At 67.4% G+C, this 18,788-nt stretch carries 16 protein-coding genes; 4 read left to right on the forward strand and 12 right to left on the reverse strand.

Going from position 1 to position 18,788, the window contains the following annotated elements; genetic code table 11:
- Positions 1-13 precede the first annotated feature (13 nt).
- From ACJ7IV_RS11805 to ACJ7IV_RS11840, 8 genes are all read right to left on the reverse strand, one after another.
- Positions 14-1,066, reverse strand: coding sequence for a hypothetical protein (locus ACJ7IV_RS11805; RefSeq protein ID WP_483864551.1), 1,053 nt, complete (start codon positions 1,064-1,066; stop codon positions 14-16).
- Between the two features lie 103 nt (positions 1,067-1,169).
- Positions 1,170-2,303, reverse strand: coding sequence for a porin (locus ACJ7IV_RS11810; RefSeq protein ID WP_483864552.1), 1,134 nt, complete (start codon positions 2,301-2,303; stop codon positions 1,170-1,172).
- A 399-nt stretch (positions 2,304-2,702) separates the two neighbouring features.
- A complete protein-coding gene (locus ACJ7IV_RS11815; protein WP_483864553.1) occupies positions 2,703-3,758 on the reverse strand; it encodes a ProQ/FINO family protein in 1,056 nt (351 codons plus the stop codon).
- 103 nt (positions 3,759-3,861) lie between these two features.
- Entirely contained in the window at positions 3,862-4,404 is a 543-nt protein-coding gene (locus tag ACJ7IV_RS11820) for a dihydrofolate reductase (protein WP_483864555.1), read from the reverse strand.
- Positions 4,401-5,174, reverse strand: coding sequence for a thymidylate synthase (locus tag ACJ7IV_RS11825; RefSeq protein ID WP_483866583.1), 774 nt, complete (start codon positions 5,172-5,174; stop codon positions 4,401-4,403). Before ACJ7IV_RS11825 ends, ACJ7IV_RS11820 begins: the two co-directional genes overlap by 4 nt.
- A gap of 111 nt (positions 5,175-5,285) precedes the next feature.
- Entirely contained in the window at positions 5,286-6,083 is a 798-nt protein-coding gene (gene lgt, locus ACJ7IV_RS11830; RefSeq protein WP_483864556.1) for a prolipoprotein diacylglyceryl transferase, read from the reverse strand.
- A 23-nt stretch (positions 6,084-6,106) separates the two neighbouring features.
- Complete coding sequence (locus ACJ7IV_RS11835) at positions 6,107-6,901, reverse strand: sulfite exporter TauE/SafE family protein (protein WP_483864557.1); 795 nt, start codon at positions 6,899-6,901, stop codon at positions 6,107-6,109.
- Positions 6,898-7,893 carry a response regulator gene (locus ACJ7IV_RS11840; RefSeq protein ID WP_483864558.1) on the reverse strand — a complete coding sequence of 332 codons (996 nt, stop codon included), beginning with the start codon at positions 7,891-7,893 and terminating at the stop codon, positions 6,898-6,900. Before ACJ7IV_RS11840 ends, ACJ7IV_RS11835 begins: the two co-directional genes overlap by 4 nt.
- 107 nt (positions 7,894-8,000) lie before the next feature.
- Here ACJ7IV_RS11840 and ACJ7IV_RS11845 point away from each other — a divergent pair, with 107 nt between their 5' ends.
- A complete protein-coding gene (locus tag ACJ7IV_RS11845) occupies positions 8,001-8,762 on the forward strand; it encodes an NRDE family protein (RefSeq protein ID WP_483864559.1) in 762 nt (253 codons plus the stop codon).
- An 81-nt stretch (positions 8,763-8,843) separates the two neighbouring features.
- Here the strand turns inward: ACJ7IV_RS11845 and ptsP are convergent, their stop codons facing one another.
- Both ptsP and ACJ7IV_RS11855 read right to left on the reverse strand, forming a co-directional pair.
- A complete protein-coding gene (gene ptsP / locus ACJ7IV_RS11850; protein ID WP_483864560.1) occupies positions 8,844-11,102 on the reverse strand; it encodes a phosphoenolpyruvate--protein phosphotransferase in 2,259 nt (752 codons plus the stop codon).
- 170 nt (positions 11,103-11,272) lie between these two features.
- Positions 11,273-11,764 carry an RNA pyrophosphohydrolase gene (locus ACJ7IV_RS11855; protein WP_213312355.1) on the reverse strand — a complete coding sequence of 164 codons (492 nt, stop codon included), beginning with the start codon at positions 11,762-11,764 and terminating at the stop codon, positions 11,273-11,275.
- 154 nt (positions 11,765-11,918) lie between these two features.
- On the opposite strand from ACJ7IV_RS11855, the gene ACJ7IV_RS11860 reads away from it, so the two are divergent.
- Positions 11,919-12,575: a histidinol-phosphatase gene (locus ACJ7IV_RS11860; RefSeq protein ID WP_483864561.1), complete on the forward strand. Its 657-nt coding sequence runs from the start codon at positions 11,919-11,921 to the stop codon at positions 12,573-12,575.
- Between the two features lie 139 nt (positions 12,576-12,714).
- Here ACJ7IV_RS11860 and ACJ7IV_RS11865 read toward each other — a convergent pair whose 3' ends face one another.
- Positions 12,715-13,692, reverse strand: coding sequence for a malate dehydrogenase (locus ACJ7IV_RS11865; RefSeq protein WP_483864562.1), 978 nt, complete (start codon positions 13,690-13,692; stop codon positions 12,715-12,717).
- A 224-nt stretch (positions 13,693-13,916) separates the two neighbouring features.
- Between ACJ7IV_RS11865 and ACJ7IV_RS11870 the strand changes: the two genes are divergently transcribed.
- Together ACJ7IV_RS11870 and ACJ7IV_RS11875 are read left to right on the forward strand one after the other, a co-directional pair.
- Entirely contained in the window at positions 13,917-15,041 is a 1,125-nt protein-coding gene (locus ACJ7IV_RS11870; protein WP_483864563.1) for an efflux RND transporter periplasmic adaptor subunit, read from the forward strand.
- A 1-nt stretch (position 15,042) separates the two neighbouring features.
- Positions 15,043-18,114 (forward strand): efflux RND transporter permease subunit, encoded by a 3,072-nt coding sequence (locus ACJ7IV_RS11875; RefSeq protein WP_483864564.1) that lies wholly within the window; start codon positions 15,043-15,045, stop codon positions 18,112-18,114.
- 75 nt (positions 18,115-18,189) lie between these two features.
- Here ACJ7IV_RS11875 and rsd read toward each other — a convergent pair whose 3' ends face one another.
- The gene (gene rsd, locus ACJ7IV_RS11880) at positions 18,190-18,693 is read right to left on the reverse strand and encodes a sigma D regulator (RefSeq protein WP_483864565.1); all 504 of its coding nucleotides are present in this window, start codon (positions 18,691-18,693) and stop codon (positions 18,190-18,192) included.
- Positions 18,694-18,788: the final 95 nt, after the last annotated feature.

Below are 18,788 nucleotides of genomic sequence, written 5' to 3' on the forward strand. Positions count from 1 at the left end.
CGAGGGCCGAGCCCTAGCGGCGATCCAGCTGCCGCACCTCGAGGGCGTAGTTGTTGACGCCGGACTGCGAACCGCCGAACTTCTGTCCGTTGACACGAATGGTGTAGCGCCCCGGCTCCAGCTCGGTGCGCAGGTCGACGTCGCCATCGAAGCCTTCGCCGGCATCGCTTGCCACCACGCGACCCTGCTCGTCCAGCACCTCCACTTCGAGACGGTAGGTATCCTCCTGGCCACTTGGGTAAGTCGACGTGGTAATGGCCACGGTTCCCGCTTCCAGCACCTCGAAGCTGAGCACCTCGCCACGGGCACGGATCTTCACATCGGTTACGATCCGCTCGAAGCCCTTGTCGGGATCAGGCGCTGAGGCCGCAGAAGCGTCGCTCTCGGCAGTGGTTGCCTGGCTATCGGCAGCATCTGCTGCCGGCGCGGCAGGCTCTGCTGTTGCAGACTGGGTATCCGCCTGGGCCGGCTGCGACGCTTCGTCGGACTCACTGGCCCCAGGCGCGGCAATGGCGGCCACCACGTCCGGGCGACGCACGAAGGCGCTGCGTCCACCTTCGCGACTCTTGCCGCTAAAGGCGATGCCGTCACCGGCGGAGACGCCCTCCTCGACATCCACACCGGAGACTGTCACCGAGAAACTGTTACCACCGCGACGCACGGTACCGAACTTGTTGGCCTGCACCTGCAGCACATAGTCGCCGGGCTCCAGGCGCTGCTCGAAACTCAGCCCGCCGTTCTGACCGAGCCCTTCACTGCGGGCCAGCACGTTGCCCTGCTTATCGAGCAGCAGTGCCTCGATGCGATACTCCTCGGACTCACCGGTCGGCACGCGGCTCTCGAAGCGGTAGCTGCCGGCCTCCTTTACGGTGAAGTCGTGCTCCTGCACGCCGCCGTAGAGAAAGCTGCGGCTGCGGGCGTCATTATCGGCCTGCAGGAAGCCGGTCAGGTCGAGCTGCTTGCCCGACTCGCGGAAACGATCCTGCATCTCGCTGGCCAGCACCTGGGAGCTGGCCAGGGCGAGCCCCAGGGTCAGCAGGCCGGCGGTCAAGATAGGCTTGTTCATGGAACCTCGCTGATCACATGGAAAATAAAAAAGCCGACCCCGGAGGATCGGCTTTCGGTGTCGAAACCCATCGGGGCAGGGTCAGGCCCTGCGACCGAGAAGTTTAGAACATGTAGACCGCGCCAACGGCAACGCCGTCGTCAGCGTCATTCTCACGATCGTACCAGGCACCCTCGATGAAGGTGTACATGGCATCGGAGATGTTGTAGGTGGCACCGAGGACGACCTCGTTGTAGCTCTCACCTTCCTCGTTCGGCCAGTCACCGCTGGTGAAGGCATCGTCGGCAGTATCGACAAGCTCATCACCACCCACGTCGACGTACTGGTAGGCACCGTAGATGTCGCCCATGCCATAGCCGTAGCGGGCACCCAGGCCGTAGTAGTTAACGTCCTCGATGAGGTCGCTGTCAGACTGGAAACGCTCCAGCTTCAGGGCCACACGCAGGGTGTCCATAGCGTACTGAGCTGTGATGCCGTACTGCTCGCCAGCATCAAAATCCCGACCTGCATAAGGACCAGCAGTGTAAGTACCGTCATTGTTGTCGAGGTTGTCGTAGACAGCCGCGATAGAGAAGGCGCCGGCGGTGTACTTCAGACCACCGAAGAATGAGGCATTGCTGTCAGTATCGTTCTGGACAGAGTAATCTACGCCAGCGTTCGGACCTGCAGCACCGACCAGATCTGCAGTGCCATTATCTTCAGCGTCACCCTCATACTGGGTACCCACGGCGAACTGGAAGCCGGCCAGGGCCGGAGAGGTGTAGGCCAGCTTGTTGCCTTCGCGAGAATCCTCGATACCAACGATGTTCTGGTTGGAATCGGAGACGTCGAAGTACTCGTTGTTGGTGATCGGATCCTGGATCCAGTCGTCGATCAGCGGATCCCAGGAACCCAGACGAGCATCACCGAAGTTGCCCTTCAGACCCATATAAGCCTGGTCGCCGGTGTCGAGGCCGCCAGCACCCTTGATCTCGTCGGCGTCGCCTTCAAACTCGTACTTGAAGTAGCCGGCCAGGCCTTCGCTGATCATGTGCTCACCCTTGACACCCAGGGTAGAGCCGTTGTCGGCCAGCTCGTCAGTGCTCTCACCGTCTGCATCGTTGGTGTTCGCGTAGGCGAACTGCAGGTTGCCATACAGATCCAGCTTGGTGCCGTCCTGGTTGTAGACGGTGGCAGCCTGGGCGCCGGAGGCGACCATGGAAGCAGCAATAGCAGTCGCTAACAGTGTCTTTTTCATGATGACGTTCCTTTGACTAGCAGTCTGTTTCGATCGTTTTATGCCGACCGCTCTGGGGCGATTCGGCGGGCTTTGCCGGTCTGTGCCGGTTCGTAGCGGCAGGACTCCTCGCGGAGGGCGCCGATGCGAGCCGACTTCGACGAAGCCTTGTTATAGTCCAATGCTCGCAAGAGGAACCTTATACCGGGTTCTGGGGGAACGCAAGAAGAAAAAACACTGTTTTCCTTCGCGATGAGCCCATCCCATGGAACTTTCCCCTGCCTACGCAAACACTCGCCTCACGGCAGTTGCTGCATCATGCCTTGCCGATATGACGAACACAAGTCAACGCCCACCAACGCCGTTCGATAACGGCATGGCGAGCGATGAAGATTGAAAAAAGACTTGTCTGGCGGGGTGTTAGCGGCCATTATGCTTGGCCAGCAGGGCCGAGAGTTTCTCTTCCATGGTGACGGGTGCCGGCTCGGCACGCTCGCGGACGGGCCCGGCGCTGGCGCCCTGCCCCTGCGACAACGGCCTGCCCTTGGCGCCATCCTTCGGCTTGCCGTGGGCTCGGTCCTGAGACCCTGCCCTGGCCGGCTTGCCGCGCCCCTTGTTGTTCTGACGCCCCTGGGCCTTGCGACCTTGAGTGTTCCGCTTCTCGCCCTGCAGGCGGTCGAGCTTGCGGTGGGCGTGTTCGGCCGACTGGGCATCCACCTTGCCGGCGGGCTGGCCGTCGAGATCGATACGCTCGGCACCCTCGCGCACCGCCTTGAGGTAGCGCGGCAGGTTGACGTAGCAAGCCAGCGCCCGGCGCACCAGCTTCTCGGGCCAGGGCTCGCGGCTGGCCAGCACCTCGTGGATGCCGACCATCAGCGGGCGGGTATGACCCTTGAAGAAGGCCGAGGGATAGCGCGTGTACCATTCGTCGAGCAGCGCCTGGGGCGAGGGGGCCTCGCCAATGGCCAGGGAATCCTGGCGAGCGACCTGCAGCTCCTGGGGAGGCTCGGACTCTCCGGGGACCTGGTCACTGGTCAAGGGCTCGGTGGCGACCGATGACGCCGCGGCCGGCGAAGCGGCCTCCTCGCGGCGACTCTCCGCTGGCGGGTCGGCAGGAGCGGCATCGGGCGCCGCGGGCCGACGGCCGATGAGCGCCGAGAGCCCCTGGGAGCGACGCCCGGGGCGGAATCCGCCCTCGGCGGGCTCGCCGGCGGCAAGTCGCTCATGGAGATGGCGGTTGTGGGCCTCCAGCTCACTGTTCTGCTCGTCGAGTTCGCGGCACTCCTCGATGAGTTCCAGGCGTGTGGCCTCGGCCTCGGCCAGTTGCCGCTCCAGTTCGGCGAGGCGCTGAGCCAGCTCGCCCTGCACGGCCTCGGCGTGGCGGCGCGCCTCGCGCTCGAGGGTCAGGCGCTCCAGCAGCGATCGAGTGCGCCCATCCAGGGCGTCCAGCAGCGAGTGTACGCGTTGCTCGGCCAAACCGGTCTCCTCCCGCAAGCTCTGTGATACAGGCATCGCCTTCAAGTCTGTGCCAGATGCGTGCCCATGACAAATGTCGTCGGGTGCCGACATCCTCGCGGCGCTAACCTTCGCGACGACGATACTCGACGAAGTCGTAGGCGGGCTGCCCCTCGGCGGGATTGCCCGGCACGCGCTGGACCTCCTCCCACTCCGCGGGATCGATCTCCGGGAAGCGGGTGTCGCCCTCCGCCTCGATATCCACCTCGGTGAGATAGAGGCGGCTGGCGTGAGGCAGGGCCTGGGCGTAGATCTCGGCACCGCCCATCACCATGATCTCCTCGACGCCATCGATGATCGCCTGCTGGTCGGCCAGGACCAGGGCGGATGGCAGGTCGTGGCAGACCCGCACGCCGTCATGGGCGAACCCGGTGTCGCGGGTAACCACGATATTGAGCCGCCCGGGCAGCGGCCTGCCGATGGACTGGAAGGTCTTGCGCCCCATCACCAGCGGCTTGGCCTGGGTCATGCGCTTGAAGAACTTGAGGTCCTCGGGCAGGTACCAGGGCAGCTGGTTGTCGACGCCGATCACCCGCCGACGATCCATGGCGGCGATCATGGCCACTGGAACGAGGGTGTCATCGCTCAAGGGGTCTGACTGGTTCATACCGCCACCTCGGCCTTGATATGCGGATGGGGATCATAGCCTTCTATGGCGATATGCTCGATACGGAAGGCGAACAGGTCATCGATGCTCGGGTCGAGCACCAGACGCGGCGCCGGCCGCGGGGTGCGGGTGAGCTGCTGCTCGGCCTGCTCCAGATGGTTCAAGTAGAGGTGGGCATCGCCCAGGGTGTGGATGAATTCGCCGGGTGCGAAACCCGCCACTTGGGCGATCATCTGGGTCAGCAGCGCGTAGCTGGCGATATTGAAGGGTACCCCCAGGAAGATATCGGCGCTGCGTTGGTAGAGCTGGCAGGAGAGCCGCCCCTCGGCCACGTAGAATTGGAACAGGCAGTGGCAAGGCGGTAACTGCATCTCATCGACCTGGGCGGGATTCCACGCGGAGACGATCAGCCGCCGCGAGCGGGGATTGACGCGCAGCTGTTCGAGCAGGCCCGCGATCTGGTCGACGTGGCCGCCGCGCGGATCGGGCCAGCTGCGCCACTGATAGCCGTAGATCGGGCCGAGGTCGCCGTTCTCGTCGGCCCACTCGTCCCAGATCCGTACGCCGTGCTCCTTGAGATAGCCGATATTGGTGTCGCCGGCCAGGAACCACAGCAGCTCGTGGAAGATCGAGCGGGTATGCAGCTTCTTGGTGGTCAGCAGCGGGAAGCCGCGGGCCAGGTCGAAGCGCATCTGGTGGCCGAAGATCGAGCGCGTGCCCACCCCGGTGCGGTCGTCACGCTCGACACCGTGGTCGAGCACCTGGCGCATCAGGTCGAGGTAGGGCTGTTCCAGGGCAGGCAGGGTTGCGTCGGTCACGATGTTCTCTGGCTGATGAATGCAGGGACGAAATTCTACCGTATCGCGCGATAAATCGCGCTCCTACGGGGCGCCGATACGGGCATCGATGGGCTGGCGGCGCGACCAGGCGATCAGCGCCAGGCCACCGGCGATCATCGGCAGCGTCAGCAGCATGCCCATGGTGAACCAGCCGAAGGCCAGATAGCCGATATGGGCATCCGGTAGGCGGTAGAACTCGACCAGGAAGCGGAAGGCGCCGTAGAGCGCAAGGAAGAGTCCCGAAGCCAGGCCACGGCGGCGCGGAGTGGCGGTAACGAACCACAGCACCACGAACAGCACCGCGCCCTCGAGCAGCGCTTCGTAGAGCGAGCTGGGGTGACGCGGTTCGGGCCCGAGGCCGGGGAACGGCATGCCCCAGGGCATCTCGGTCACGCGGCCCGGCAGCTCGCGGTTGATGAAGTTGCCGATGCGCCCGGCGCCCAGGCCGATGGGCACCAGCGGGGCGACGAAGTCGGTAAGGGTCAGGAAGGCCAGCTGCTTCTTCCTGGCGAACCACCAGGCGGCGACCAGCACGCCGAGCAGGCCACCGTGGAAGCTCATCCCGCCATCCCAGACCCGCACGATCCACAGCGGGTCGGCCAGCCACTGATCGAGGCCATAGAACAGCGCATAGCCCAGCCGTCCGCCAAGCACCACGCCCAGAGCCGCGTAGAACAGCAGGTCGGCGATATCATCGGGGGTAAGGCCGATGCGCGCGGCGCGACGACGCCCAAGGAACCAGGCGGCGACGAAGCCCACTACATACATCAGGCCATACCAGTGCACCTGGAAGGGGCCCAGGGAGATCGCCACGGGATCAATATCGGGATACGAAAGCATGAAGGTCCTTTAGAGCTGGAAGCTTATAAAACGAAGGTCAGGCCGACACCGGCCAGCAGGCCGGCGAAGGCCAGGCGCAGCACCCTGGCCGGCAGGCGATGGGCGAGCCACACCCCGAGGCGGGCACAGGGAACGCTGGCCAACACGATACCCAGCAGGGCCGGCGACATCACGAAGCCCACGGCGCCGGCGGGCAGCAGGGCATTGCCCCAACCCAGCACCATGAAGGTAGCCGCCCCGAACAGGGCGATGGGAATGCCGCAGGCGGCGGAGGTACCCACGGCCTGGGTCAGCGGCGCGCCACAACGGGTCAGCCAGGGCACGCAGAGGGTGCCTCCGCCGATACCGAACAGCGCCGAGACGCCGCCGATCACCCCGCCGGCGGCGGCCATCACCGCCCGTCCCGGCGCCACGCTGCCGGGGCGCGGCCCGCGGGAGAGCGCCATGCGCACCGCCATCACCAGCACGAAGATACCGAACAGGGTGCCGAGACTGCCCGCGGAGAGCCCGTCGGCGACGAATACCCCGGCCACGGCCCCCAGCAGCAGCCCGGGCAACAGCGCCAGGAACCACTGGCGATGGATGCTGCCGCGGCGGTAATGGCCCCAGGCCGAGGAGGCGCCGGTGACCACGATGGTGGCAAGCGACGTGCCCACCGCCAGGTGCATGGTGACCTCCGCGGGCACGCCCTGCAGGCCGAAGGCGAAGACCAGCGCCGGCACGATGATCAGCCCGCCACCCACACCGAACAGGCCGGCCAGTGTCCCGGCGACGGCACCCAACGCCAGGTAGCCGATGAAGACCAGCAGCAGGCTCATGGGGTGCCGGCCTCCACCAGGCGCTCGGGCAGCCAGCGGGTGACCCGTTCGACCAATTCCTGGGGGCGATAGGGCTTGGCCAGGAAGTCGTCCAGCCCGGCCTCGGCGAAGCGCCGGCGATCGGCGTCGCTGGCGTTGGCGGTCAGCGCCACCAGCACGCTGCCATGGGTAACGTGGCGGGCACGCTCATGCTCGCGCCAGCGGCGGCTCGCCTCCATGCCGTCCATGCCCTCCATGAAGATATCCATCAGCACCAGATCGAAGTGCTCCTGCTCCTGAAGGGAGAGGGCCTCGGCCCCGGAGGTCACGGTGGAGACATCGAGCCCCTCGCGCTCCAGCACTTGCCGGGCCAGCATCAGGTTGACCGGGCCATCGTCGACGATCAGCACCCGCCCCTGCCGTGTGGCCGGAAGCGACGGCGGCGGCTCGGGTGCGCCGGCCAGGCCTTCGAGGAGTTCGGTCAGATCGGCGAGGCGCTCACGCAGCTCGGCAGCCATGGACTGCCCGGCCTCCGGGCTCGACGCCTGCTCGCCGGAGAGCTCCTCGAGACGCAGGCGCAGGCGCTGCAGTTCGCGCCCCATCAGGGTCAGGTAGTCCGACTTGAGCCGCGACTCCTCGCGGGCCCGTTCACGACCGGCCGCCAGGCGGGAGAGCCGCTGGTCACGATGCACCACGGCATCTTCCAGGTCGCACACCTGGCGACGCAGGCGCTCCTCGGCCGCCGAATGCTCGGCAACCGGGTCCTGCGCCAGGTGGCGATGGTCGGGGGACTCGGCGGGCGGTTCGGCCTGCTGGCGAGCCGGCCAGGGCTGCAGCACCACCAGCATCAGGTTGAGGCTCGCTCCCAGCAGCAGGGCCATCAGCCAGGCTGCCGAGCCGCCCGGGCCAAACAGCAGGATAGCGCCACCGGCCAGCAGCAGGAGCAGCTGGACCAGCAGTGCCATGACGATGAGTGGTGGAAGGCGCCGGGGGCGCCGATAGGCGTCTCGCATCCGTCATCCCTGGCCGTTAACGAGGTATCGCACGAGTGTACGCCGGCCCGTGGGCGCTGTCATGGCGGACGCTTCCCCGGCCGGCGCCGAGCCGCTAAGCTGGCCGCATGTGCCTGATTGCCTTTGACCATCGACCGGGCAGCGACTGGCCCCTGCGCCTGGTCGCCAACCGCGACGAGTTCCACGCCCGCCCCGCCGCAGTGCTGGCCGCCTGGGAGGACGCCCCCGAGATCATCGGCGGACGTGACCTGGAGGCCGGCGGAACCTGGCTGGCGGTACATAGACGCGGGCGCTTCGCGGCGGTGACCAATGTGCGCGACCCGAGCCTGCACGTGCCCGATAGTGCACCGAGCCGTGGCGGCCTGGTCTATGAAGCACTGATCCACCCCAACCTGGGCGGCTGGATGGCGCGACTGGCACGTGGCGAGGCACTGCGCTATGCCGGCTTCAACCTGCTGGCCGGCGACGGCGAACGGCTGTGGCATCTGCACCGAGGCAGGCAAGGCGCCGTGCTCCGCGAGGTGCCGCCCGGTATCCACGGCCTCTCCAACGCCGCCCTCGACACGCCTTGGCCGAAGCTGATCGACGCCCGCCAGGGCCTGGCCAGCACCCTGCGCCATGGCCGCTGGCCGGATGATGCCCTGGCGGCGATGGCCGACCCGCACCCCGCCGATGACCACGCCCTGCCGGATACCGGCGTGGGGCTCGAGCTGGAGCGCACCCTCTCCTCCCCCTTTATCATCGGCGAGCAGTACGGCACCCGCGCCATGACCTGGGTGAGCTGGCACGCCAGCGGGAGCATCGAGATCGGCGAGCGGCGCTTCGGGCCGGGGGGAGTGGCAGAGGGTGAGACGCGAATCCAGACGTAGGAGCCCGATTTATCGGGCGATTATTCGGCGTTGTCCAAAACATCGCGCGATAAATCGCGCTCCTACAGCAACGAGGCCGGGTCAATCCCGCGGCGGCAACAGGTGGGCGAGGTCCCACTCCCCCATGCGCTGGTCGAGATGGCGGCGCACCTCGCCGGGGGAATCGACGCGCAGGGTCTGGTCGACCAGCGTCCGCGCGTCTTTCAGCGATACGCGGCGAATGGCGGCACGCACCCGCGGCAGGCTGGGGGCGTTCATGGAGAGGGCACCGAAGCCCATGCCCATCAGCAGCAGCGCGCCGGCCGGGTCACCGGCGAGCTCGCCGCACACCGAGATCGGCATCTCGAGGCGCCGCGACTCCCGGGCCAGGGTGGCCATGGCGGAGAGCACCGCCGGGTGGCAGGCGTCGTAGAGATCGGCGACCCGCGGGTTGTTGCGGTCCACCGCCAGCAGGTACTGGGTCAGGTCGTTGCTGCCCACCGAGAAGAAGTCGGTCCGCGCGGCCAGGGCGTCGAGCTGGTAGAGCGTCGCCGGCACCTCGATCATCACCCCCACCTTGGGGCGCGGCACCACCACGCCCTCCTCGCCCAGCTCGACGATGGCGCGCTCGAGCAGGCGCTGGGCGGCGTCGACCTCGTCGACATTGGTGATCATGGGCAGCAGCACCTGCAGGTTATCGAGCCCCTGGGAGGCGCGCAGCATGGCGCGTAGCTGCACCATCAGCACCTCGGGGTGGTCGAGGGTCACGCGGATGCCGCGCCAGCCGAGGAAGGGATTGGCCTCCTCGATCGGGAAATAGGGCAGGTCCTTGTCGCCGCCGATATCCAGGGTGCGCATCACCACCGGCAGTGGCGCGAAGCTCTCGAGCTGGTCGCGGTAGAGGCGGGTCTGCTCCTGCTCACCGGGGAAGCGCTCGGTGACCATGAAGGGCACCTCGGTGCGGTAGAGCCCCACCCCGCTGATGCGTGGCTTGAGCGAGGCCACCGCGTCCACCGCCAGGCCGGTGTTGACCATCAGCGGCATGTCGTGACCATCCGGGGTGCAGCTGGGCAGGTGCTGCTCGTGCTCGAGCACTTCGGCCAGCGCCTCCTCCTCGGCGATCATGCTGGCGTAGTGGGTCAGCAGCTCCTGGCCGGGGCGGATAAACAGCCGCCCGCGGTGGCCGTCGAGGATCAGCTGGGAACCGGAGAGCCGCGGCAGCGGCAGGTCGACCATGCCCAGCACCGTGGGGATGCCCATGGCCCGGGCCAGGATCGCCACGTGGGAGGTGCTGGAGCCACGCACCGAGACCAGGCCGACCAGCTTGTCGCGGGGCACTTCGCCGAGCAGCGCCACGCTCAGCTCGTCACCCACCAGGATGGTGCGCTCGGGATAGACGCTGGGGGTCTGGGGCGTCTCCTCCTGGAGGTGAGCCAGCACTCGCCGCCCTAGATCGCGCACATCGGCGGAGCGCTCGCGCAGGTAGTCGTCGTCGACCCGCTCCAGATACTGCACGTGGCGCTTGACCACGTCGGCCAGGGCCCCCGGGGCCCACTGCCCCTCGCGAATGCGTTTCTCCACTTCCTGGGAGAGCGCCGCCTCGCTGAGCATCTGCTGGTAGACCTCGAACAGCGCCAGCTCCTGGACCGAGATGCGATTGGCCAGGCGCGCACCGGCGGCACGGATCTCCTCGCGCACCCGGCCGATCGCCTCCTTGAGGCGGGTGATCTCGTAGTCGACATCGGTGGGAATCAGGTCGGGCACGCTGTCGAGGTCGGCGGGCGGGGCGATCACCACCGCCTCGCCGATGGCCATGCCCGGCGAGGCAGCCACACCCTTGAACTGCACCTGCCCCTCGAGGCTCGGCCGGGTCAGGTTGCCGGTGGCCAGGGCATGGGCCAGCACGCCACCGAGCTGGGCCGCCATGGTCACCAGGAAGGCCTCGTCCTCCTCGCCGTAGCGGCGCTTCTCGGCCTGCTGCACCACCAGCACGCCGAGCATGCGGCGCTGGTGGATGATGGGCACGCCAAGGAAACTGGAGTAGCGCTCCTCGCCGGTGGACTCGAAGTAGCGAAACTGCGGGTGCGCCTGGGCGTCCTCGAGGTTGAGCGGCTCCTCGCGCCTGGCCACCAGGCCCACCAGGCCCTCGCCGATAGGCAGGGTCACCTGCCCCACCGCCTGGCTGCGCAGACCGATGGTCTCCATCAGCACCAGGCGATCGATCTCCTCGTCGAACAGGTAGAAGGAGCAGACATCGGTCTGCATCGCCTTGCGAATGCGTCGCACCATGGTGGAGAGCGCCGCGTCCAGGCTGCGGGCCCCGTTGACTTCCTGGATGATGCGGCGCAAGACCTCGAGCATGTCGAGCGGGTATCCCTGTTATCGTTGGACGTTGTGGTCGGGGGCTGTCGCCGGGAGCAGCCCTGGATCGTGGCAGCAGCCACGGCCGTGAGACTCGCTCCCCGGTGCGTGGTTCAACACGGTCTATCCTCGCGCAGGCCCGCAGGCTCGCCCTCGAGCGCGCCGTGAGGCTAGCCGTGCCCCAGCGCCAGGCGCTGGGCGCGCGGCGAGAGCTCCTTCAGGGCCCGGCGATAGACCTCACGCTTGAAGGGCACCACCTGGGCCAGCGGATACCAATAGCTGACCCAGCGCCAGCCGTCGAACTCCGGCTTCTCGGAGATATCCATGCATATCTGGCTCTCCTGGCAGCGGATCCTCAACAGGAACCACTTCTGTTTCTGGCCGATACATACCGGCCTTGAATGCGTGCGAATCATGCGTCGCGGCAGGCGATAGCGCAGCCAACCCCGGGTGCAGGCTAGAACCTCGACGTCACCGGCCGTCAGGCCGATCTCCTCATGGAGCTCTCGAAATAGCGCCTGTTTGGGTGTCTCGTCAGCCTTGATGCCTCCCTGGGGAAACTGCCATGCATTCTGCCCTACCCGACGCGCCCAAAGCAGCTGCCCGTGGTCGTTGGCGATGATGATGCCAACGTTGGGGCGAAAGCCGTCTGCGTCGATCACGGACTTCACCTTGTTGAATCCAGTATTGCAGCCATTCTTCCACAAGGCCGTGAAGCGCATCAATACGCCTTCCGCCGCAGTGATGCAGGGGAACACACCATCTGCCATAATCGCCGGCTTTCAACCCACCTTGTCAGCTACCTGGGGAGTTTACGTGAGCCTGGCCATCTTCGACCTGGACAATACCCTGCTGTCGATCGACAGCGATCATGCCTGGGGCGAGTTCCTGCTCGAGCAGGGCGCCGTCGACCCGGTGGCCTACCGCGAGGCCAATGACCGTTTCCTGGCCGACTACGAGGCCGGCACCCTGGATATCCACGCCTTTCTGGAGGTGGCGCTCAGGCCCCTGGCCGAGAACAGCCCCGAGCAGCTCGCCGCCTGGCACCAGCAGTTCATGGCCAGCAAGATCGAGCCGCATATCCTGGACAAGGGCGAGGAGCTGCTGGCCCGCCACCGCGCCCGCGGCGACACCCTGCTGATCGTCACCGCCACCAACCGCTTCATCACCGGCCCCATCGCCGAGCGGCTGGGCGTCGACGACCTGATCGCGGTGGAGCCCGAGATCGTCGATGGCCACTACACCGGCAAGGTGAACGGCACGCCCAGCTACCGCGAGGGCAAGGTGAAACGCCTGGAGGAGTGGCTGGCCGACAAGGACCAGACCCTCGACGAGGCCTGGTTCTACAGCGACTCCCACAACGACCTGGCGCTGCTGGAGATCGTCGAGTACCCGGTGGCCGTCGACCCCGACCCCACCCTGCGCGAGGTAGCCGAGGCACGCGGCTGGCGGATCATCAGCCTGAGGGACTGATCCGGACTCGGCCGGATCAGAGCTATACGCCGTAAGCTGTAAGAAAGGCGATTCGCGCCTTGAGAACATGAAAACCCCGCTCAGGCATGGCCTGGCGGGGTTTTCTTACGGCTTAAAGCTTACAGCTTCAAACTGGGGTTCAGCCCAGCAGATGCTCGACCGCGGCGCGCTCTTCACGCAGCTCCTGCTCGGTGGCGTTCATCCGCTCGCGGCTGAAGTCGTCGACGTCCAGACCCTGGACGATCTCGTACTTGCCGCCCTGGCAGGTCACCGGGTAGGAGTAGATGATGCCCGGCTCGACGCCGTAGCTGCCGTCGGCGGGAATCGCCATGCTGACGATCTTGCCATCGGTGCCCAGTGCCCAATCGCGCATATGGTCGATAGCGGAAGAGGCAGCAGAGGCAGCTGAGGAGGCACCGCGGGCCTTGATGATGGCCGCGCCGCGCTGCTGCACGGTGGGGATGAAGTCGTTCTCGTACCAGTCGCGCTCGACCAGCTCGGGAGCCGGCTTGCCGTCCACCTTGCAGTGGGCGATGTCGGGGTACTGGGTGGCACTGTGGTTGCCCCAGATGATCATGCTCTCAACGTCGTTGACGTGCTTGCCGGTCTTCTGGGCCAGCTGTGTCAGGGCGCGGTTGTGGTCCAGGCGAGTCATGGCGGTGAACTGCTTGGCGTCCAGGTCCGGCGCGTTGCAGGAAGCGATCAGCGCGTTGGTGTTGGCCGGGTTGCCCACCACCAGCACCTTGACGTCACGGCTGGCGTTGTCGTTGAGCGCCTTGCCCTGCACGGAGAAGATCGCCGCGTTGGCTTCCAGCAGGTCCTTGCGCTCCATGCCCGGGCCGCGCGGACGGGCACCCACCAGCAGGGCGAAGTCGGCATCCTTGAAGGCAACGTTGGCATCGTCGGTGGCGACGATCTCCTGCACCAGCGGGAAGGCGCAGTCATTGAGCTCCATGACCACGCCATTCAGGGCGTCCATGGCCGGGGTGATCTCGAGCAGCTGCAGGATGACCGGCTGGTCCTTGCCCAGCATGTCGCCAGAGGCGATGCGGAAAGCCAGGGAGTAGCTGATCTGGCCGGCTGCGCCAGTAATGGCAATGCGAACGGGTTCTTTCATGGTGGCTCCTTGGGTTGTCAACGCGCGGGTTGTCGCCGTGAGGACGAGCCGGGCGGGCGCCGGGCCCGCACTGGCCTGAAAACAAACCGCCAAGATGGTATGCCTGCACCGCACAAAACTCAATGCGACGTAGGGCGGGAGTGAGTGGTGCGACAAACGGCTGTATGAGTGTGCCTCTCGAGAATAGTATGCTGGCGCCTTCATGCCGCTGATGGATCACCCGCATGCCCCGCCGCCGTCTTCCCCCCTTCCCCGCCCTGCTGGCCATCGGGCTGGTCATCGCCCTGCTCGCCTGGCTGCTGCTGGGTGACATCCAGGGCTTTCGCGATGCCCCGCCGGAGGCCCAGCCGGCCGCCAAAGCCGACGCGCCGCGGGTCGAGGTGGAGCGCCGCGAGGCCGAGACCCATGCCCCCACCCTGATACTCCAGGGCGAGCTCGAGGCGCAACGCGAACTGGAGCTGCGCGCCCGCCAGTCCGGCCACGTGGAGGCACTGCCGGTGGCGGAAGGCAGTCGGGTCGAGGCGGGCGAGGTCATGCTGGCGCTGGCCCGTGAGGAGCTGCCCGCGCGCCTGAGCCAGGCCGAGGATGACCTGGCACTGGCCCGGGCGGAGCTCGCCGGCGCCGAGTCACTGCTCAGTCGCAAGCTGATCTCGCGCCCCGAATACCTGCGCCTGCAGGCCCAGGCGAGTCGCGCCACGGCCGAGCTTGCCGCGCTGCAGCGCCAGCTTGCCGACACCCGCCTTAAGGCCCCCTTCCCCGGCACCCTGGATCGGCTCGATGTGGAGCTCGGCGAACTGGTGCAGGTGGGCGAGGCCTGGGGTCGGCTGGTGGACGACTCGCGGCTCGTTGCCGCGGCCTGGGCGCCCCAGCGCGACGCCCTGGACCTCGCCGCCGGTCTGCCCGCCGAGCTGCGCCTGCTTGACGGCTCGCGACTATCCGGCGAGGTCAGCATGGTGGCCCGCCGCGCCGAGGAGGCGACTCGCAGTTTCCGGGTCGAGGTCAGCGCCGACAACCCCGAGCGACGTCGCCTGGCCGGCGCCAGCGCCACGCTGGCGATCACCCTGCCCGAGCGCCGGGTTCACCGACTCTCGCCTGCCCTGCTGGTGCTCAACCCCGATGGCGAGCTGGCGGTCAAGCACCTCGATGCCGACGACCGGGTGGTGCAGACCAGGGTCACCCTGGTCGATGCCGACCTCGAGAGCGCCCGGGTGGCCGGCCTCCCCGACCCGGTGCGGCTGATCACCCTGGGGGCCGGCCTGGTGGAGGTCGGCGAGCGCGTCACGCCGGTGGCCCCCGACAGCCTCGAGGGCGACACCGACGCAGCCACCGTCGGCACGGGGGCCCGCTGAGATGCGCCAGCTGATCGCGGCCGCTCAGGAGCGCGCCCGCACCACCCTGCTGCTGCTGACCGCCCTGCTGCTGGCGGGCCTCGGCGCCTGGCAGGCGATCCCCAAGGAGGCCAATCCGGACGTCGCCATCCCCATGATCTACGTGGCGATGAGCCTGGAGGGGGTCAGTCCCGAAGACGGCGAGCGGCTGCTGGTGCGCCCCATGGAGCAGGAGCTGCGCAGCATCGAAGGGCTGCGCAAGATGACCGCCCAGTCGAGCGAGGGTCACGCCTCCATCACCCTGGAGTTCGATGCCGGCTTCGACGCCGACCAGGCGCTCTCCGACGTGCGCGAGAAGGTCGATATCGCCAAGGCCGAGTTGCCCTCCGAAGCCGACGAGCCGCGCGTCGTGGAGGTCAACGTCAGCGAGTTCCCGGTGCTCTCCATCGGCCTCTCCGGCAACGTGGAGGAGACCCAACGGGTGGCCATCGCGCGACGCATCAAGGACGAGATCGAGGGCATCGCCGAGGTGCTGGAGGTGGATATCGGCGGCGACCGCGAGGAGCTGCTGGAGATCGTGGTCGATCCGCTGGTGCTCGAAAGCTACGGCATCGACTTCGCCACCCTGTTCAACCTGGTCAGCCGCAACAACCGCCTGGTGGCGGCCGGCAGCCTGGACAGCGGTGCGGGCCGCCTGGGCATGAAGGTGCCTGGGGTCATCGAGACCCTGGAGGATGTGATGGCCATGCCGGTAAAGGTGGACGGCGACCGGGTGGTGACCTTCGGCGACGTGGCGATCATCCGTCCCACCTTCAAGGACCCCGAGGGGTATGCGCGCATCGACGGCCAGCCGGCGCTGGTGCTGGAGATCTCCAAGCGCGCCGGCGCCAATATCATCGCCACCGTGGAGCAGGTCCAGGCACTCTTCGACGAGGCCGCCGGCATGCTCCCCGAAGGGCTCAAGGTCACCACCATCACCGACCAATCCGAGTTCGTCGAAGACATGCTCTCGGAGCTGCTCAATAACGTGGTCACCGCGGTGGTGCTGGTGCTGATCGTGATCCTGGCGGCCATGGGCGGGCGTAGCGCCCTGATGGTGGGGCTGACCATCCCCGGGGCCTTTCTCAGTGGCATCCTGATGATCTGGGCGGTGGGCTACACCCTCAATATCGTGGTGCTGTTCGCGCTGATCCTGGTGGCCGGCATGCTGGTGGACGGTGCCATCGTGGTCAGCGAACTGGCCGACCGCCACCTGCACCAGGGCATGGCGCCGCGCCAGGCTTGGCTGGAGGCAGCGACCCGCATGAGCTGGCCGGTGATCGCCTCCACCGCCACCACCCTGGCGGTATTCGTGCCGCTGCTGTTCTGGCCGGGCATGGTGGGCGAGTTCATGAAGTACCTGCCGGCCACGGTGATCCTCTGCCTGCTCGCCTCGCTGGCCATGGCGCTGGTCTTTCTGCCCACCCTGGGCGGCGTGTTCGGCGCTCGCGCAGCCTCTGCGGGCTCGGCGCCGGTGGACGCCACGGCCGGCGGCCGGCTCTATCGCACGGCGCTGTCACGGCTGCTCGCCCACCCGGTGCTGACCCTGCTGTTCGCGGTGCTGCTGATGGCGCTGATCTACACCGCCTATGCGCGCTTCAACCACGGCGTGGAGTTCTTCCCCAGCGTTGAGCCCGACACCGCCCAGGTGATGGTGCGCACCCGCGGTGACTTCTCCATCGAGGAGAAGGACGCCATGGTGCGCCGGGTCGAAGCGAGGCTGGGCGGCATGAGCGAGGTCGAGGCGCTCTATGCGCGCTCCTTCGCCAACCCCAACGAGCAGCTCGGTGCCGACGTCATCGGCGTGCTGCAGTTCCAGCTGATCGACTGGCACCGGCGTCGGCCGCTGACCGGCATCTTCGACGAAATGCGCCAGCGGACCGCCGACCTGCCCGGCCTGACCCTGGAGTTCCGCGAGCAGCAGATGGGGCCCGGCGAGGGCAAGCCGATCGTGCTGGAGATCGGCGGCCGGACGCCCGAGCTCGCCGACCAGGCGGTGGACCGGCTGCGCGAGCTGATGGGGGAGCTGGGCGGCTTCCGTGACGTCGAGGACAACCGCAGCCTGCCCGGGGTGGAGTGGCGGATCATCGTCGACCGCGAGGCGGCGGCCCGCTTCGGCACCGACGTGACCAGCGTGGGCAGCGCGGTGCAGCTGCTGACCACCGGGGTCCAGGTGGCCAGCTACCGACCCGAGGGGGTCGACGACGAGGTGGATATCCGGGTGCGCCTGCCCGAGGGCGACCGCACCCTGGACCAGCTGGGCCGGCTGAGCCTCAACACCTCCCGGGGGCAGGTACCGCTATCGCACTTCGTGTCGGTAGAGCCGGCTCCCAAGGTGGGCACCCTGCACCGCATCGATGGCCGCCGCGCCATTACCCTCGAGGCCGACGTGACCAGCGACGCTAGCGCCGACGAGCGACTGCGAGCCCTGCTCGAGGCCGCCGGCGAGCCCCCCGAGGGCGTGCAGCTGAGCGTGGCCGGCGAGCAGGAGGACCAGCAGGAGGCGAGCCGCTTCCTGGCCGGCGCCTTCATGGTGGCCATCGGGCTGATGGCGCTGATCCTGGTGACCCAGTTCAACAGCTTCTACCAGGCTGGGCTGGTGCTCTCGGCGATCGTCTTTTCCACCGCGGGGGTGCTGCTGGGGCTGCTGGCCAACGCCCAGCCCTTCGGCATCGTGATGGTGGGGATGGGCATCATCGCCCTGGCGGGGATCGTCGTGAACAACAATATCGTGCTGATCGACACCTACAACGAACTGCGCGGGGAGGGGCTCAGCCCCTTCGAGGCGGCCCTGGAGGCGGGCAGCCTGCGTCTGCGGCCGGTGCTGCTTACCGCGGTGACCACGGTGCTGGGCCTCACGCCCATGGTGCTGGGGATCAACATCGACCTGCTCGCTCCCAGCCTGGGGATCGGCGCCCCCTCCACCCAGTGGTGGACCCAGCTCTCCAGCGCCATCGCCGGCGGACTGACCTTCGCCACCGGTCTGACGCTGCTGCTGACGCCCTGCATGCTGGTACTGGAACCCCGGTGGAAAAAGCCTGAATCCAAGCAGTAGGAGGGAGACTGCGTCTCGCGACTGGAGACCGATACAGCGGCGTTGGGCCGTGTAATCGCGCGATCAATCGCGCTCCTACGAGGTACGGCTGGCGGCTTCCGCCCGGGCCGCATCCGGCGCGTGGCGGGCATGGATGCGCCCGATCAGCTGGTCTTCCAGGGAGAAGCGTTCGGTGAGGCCGTGGGCCAGGCGCTCCAGCCAGGCAGGCAGGCGGGCGAGGTGCTGGCGCACGCGGCCGGGGCTGGCGTACTCGGCATCGAAGTCGAGCACCAGCTCGGTGGACATCTCCAGGCGCTCCAGCAGGCGGTCGGCCAGGGTCAGGGCCGAGTCGTCCTCGAAGGCGCGGGCCTCCTCGCGCAGCTGGGGGTAGACCTCGAAGTGGCCGGCGCTGATGTAGTCCATCAGCAATTCGCTGAAGCCGTCGATGCGCTCCTTGGTCACCGCTTCCAGCTCGGCGTCGCAGGCCTCCTTGAGCTCGACGAAGTTGACCAGCAGCTCGCGGCGCTCATCCAGCCAACGATCGATCAGCTTGTGTACGCCGCCCCAGCGCTCCAGGGCGCTCTTGCAGTCTTCCAGCATGGGGCCTCCATTCGTTTGGTCGAGCAAGCTCGCGGGTACCGAGGGCGTCCAGCGCCCGGCCGGGTGAGCCTCAGAGTCGCGCTACCATCGACGGC

Source organism: Halomonas sp. C10-5 (genome assembly GCF_057169305.1).

Coding starts and splice junctions, on each gene's coding strand:
- ACJ7IV_RS11825 (WP_483866583.1), bottom strand. CDS start 5,174: ATGCGCCAGGTGCTCGACCACGGTGTCGAGCGTGACGACCGCACCGGG.
- ACJ7IV_RS11840 (WP_483864558.1), bottom strand. CDS start 7,893: ATGCGAGACGCCTATCGGCGCCCCCGGCGCCTTCCACCACTCATCGTC.
- ACJ7IV_RS11820 (WP_483864555.1), bottom strand. CDS start 4,404: ATGAACCAGTCAGACCCCTTGAGCGATGACACCCTCGTTCCAGTGGCC.
- ACJ7IV_RS11870 (WP_483864563.1), top strand. CDS start 13,917: ATGCCCCGCCGCCGTCTTCCCCCCTTCCCCGCCCTGCTGGCCATCGGG.
- ACJ7IV_RS11845 (WP_483864559.1), top strand. CDS start 8,001: ATGTGCCTGATTGCCTTTGACCATCGACCGGGCAGCGACTGGCCCCTG.
- lgt (WP_483864556.1), bottom strand. CDS start 6,083: ATGCTTTCGTATCCCGATATTGATCCCGTGGCGATCTCCCTGGGCCCC.
- ACJ7IV_RS11805 (WP_483864551.1), bottom strand. CDS start 1,066: ATGAACAAGCCTATCTTGACCGCCGGCCTGCTGACCCTGGGGCTCGCC.
- ACJ7IV_RS11865 (WP_483864562.1), bottom strand. CDS start 13,692: ATGAAAGAACCCGTTCGCATTGCCATTACTGGCGCAGCCGGCCAGATC.
- ACJ7IV_RS11810 (WP_483864552.1), bottom strand. CDS start 2,303: ATGAAAAAGACACTGTTAGCGACTGCTATTGCTGCTTCCATGGTCGCC.
- rsd (WP_483864565.1), bottom strand. CDS start 18,693: ATGCTGGAAGACTGCAAGAGCGCCCTGGAGCGCTGGGGCGGCGTACAC.
- ptsP (WP_483864560.1), bottom strand. CDS start 11,102: ATGCTCGAGGTCTTGCGCCGCATCATCCAGGAAGTCAACGGGGCCCGC.
- ACJ7IV_RS11875 (WP_483864564.1), top strand. CDS start 15,043: ATGCGCCAGCTGATCGCGGCCGCTCAGGAGCGCGCCCGCACCACCCTG.
- ACJ7IV_RS11835 (WP_483864557.1), bottom strand. CDS start 6,901: ATGAGCCTGCTGCTGGTCTTCATCGGCTACCTGGCGTTGGGTGCCGTC.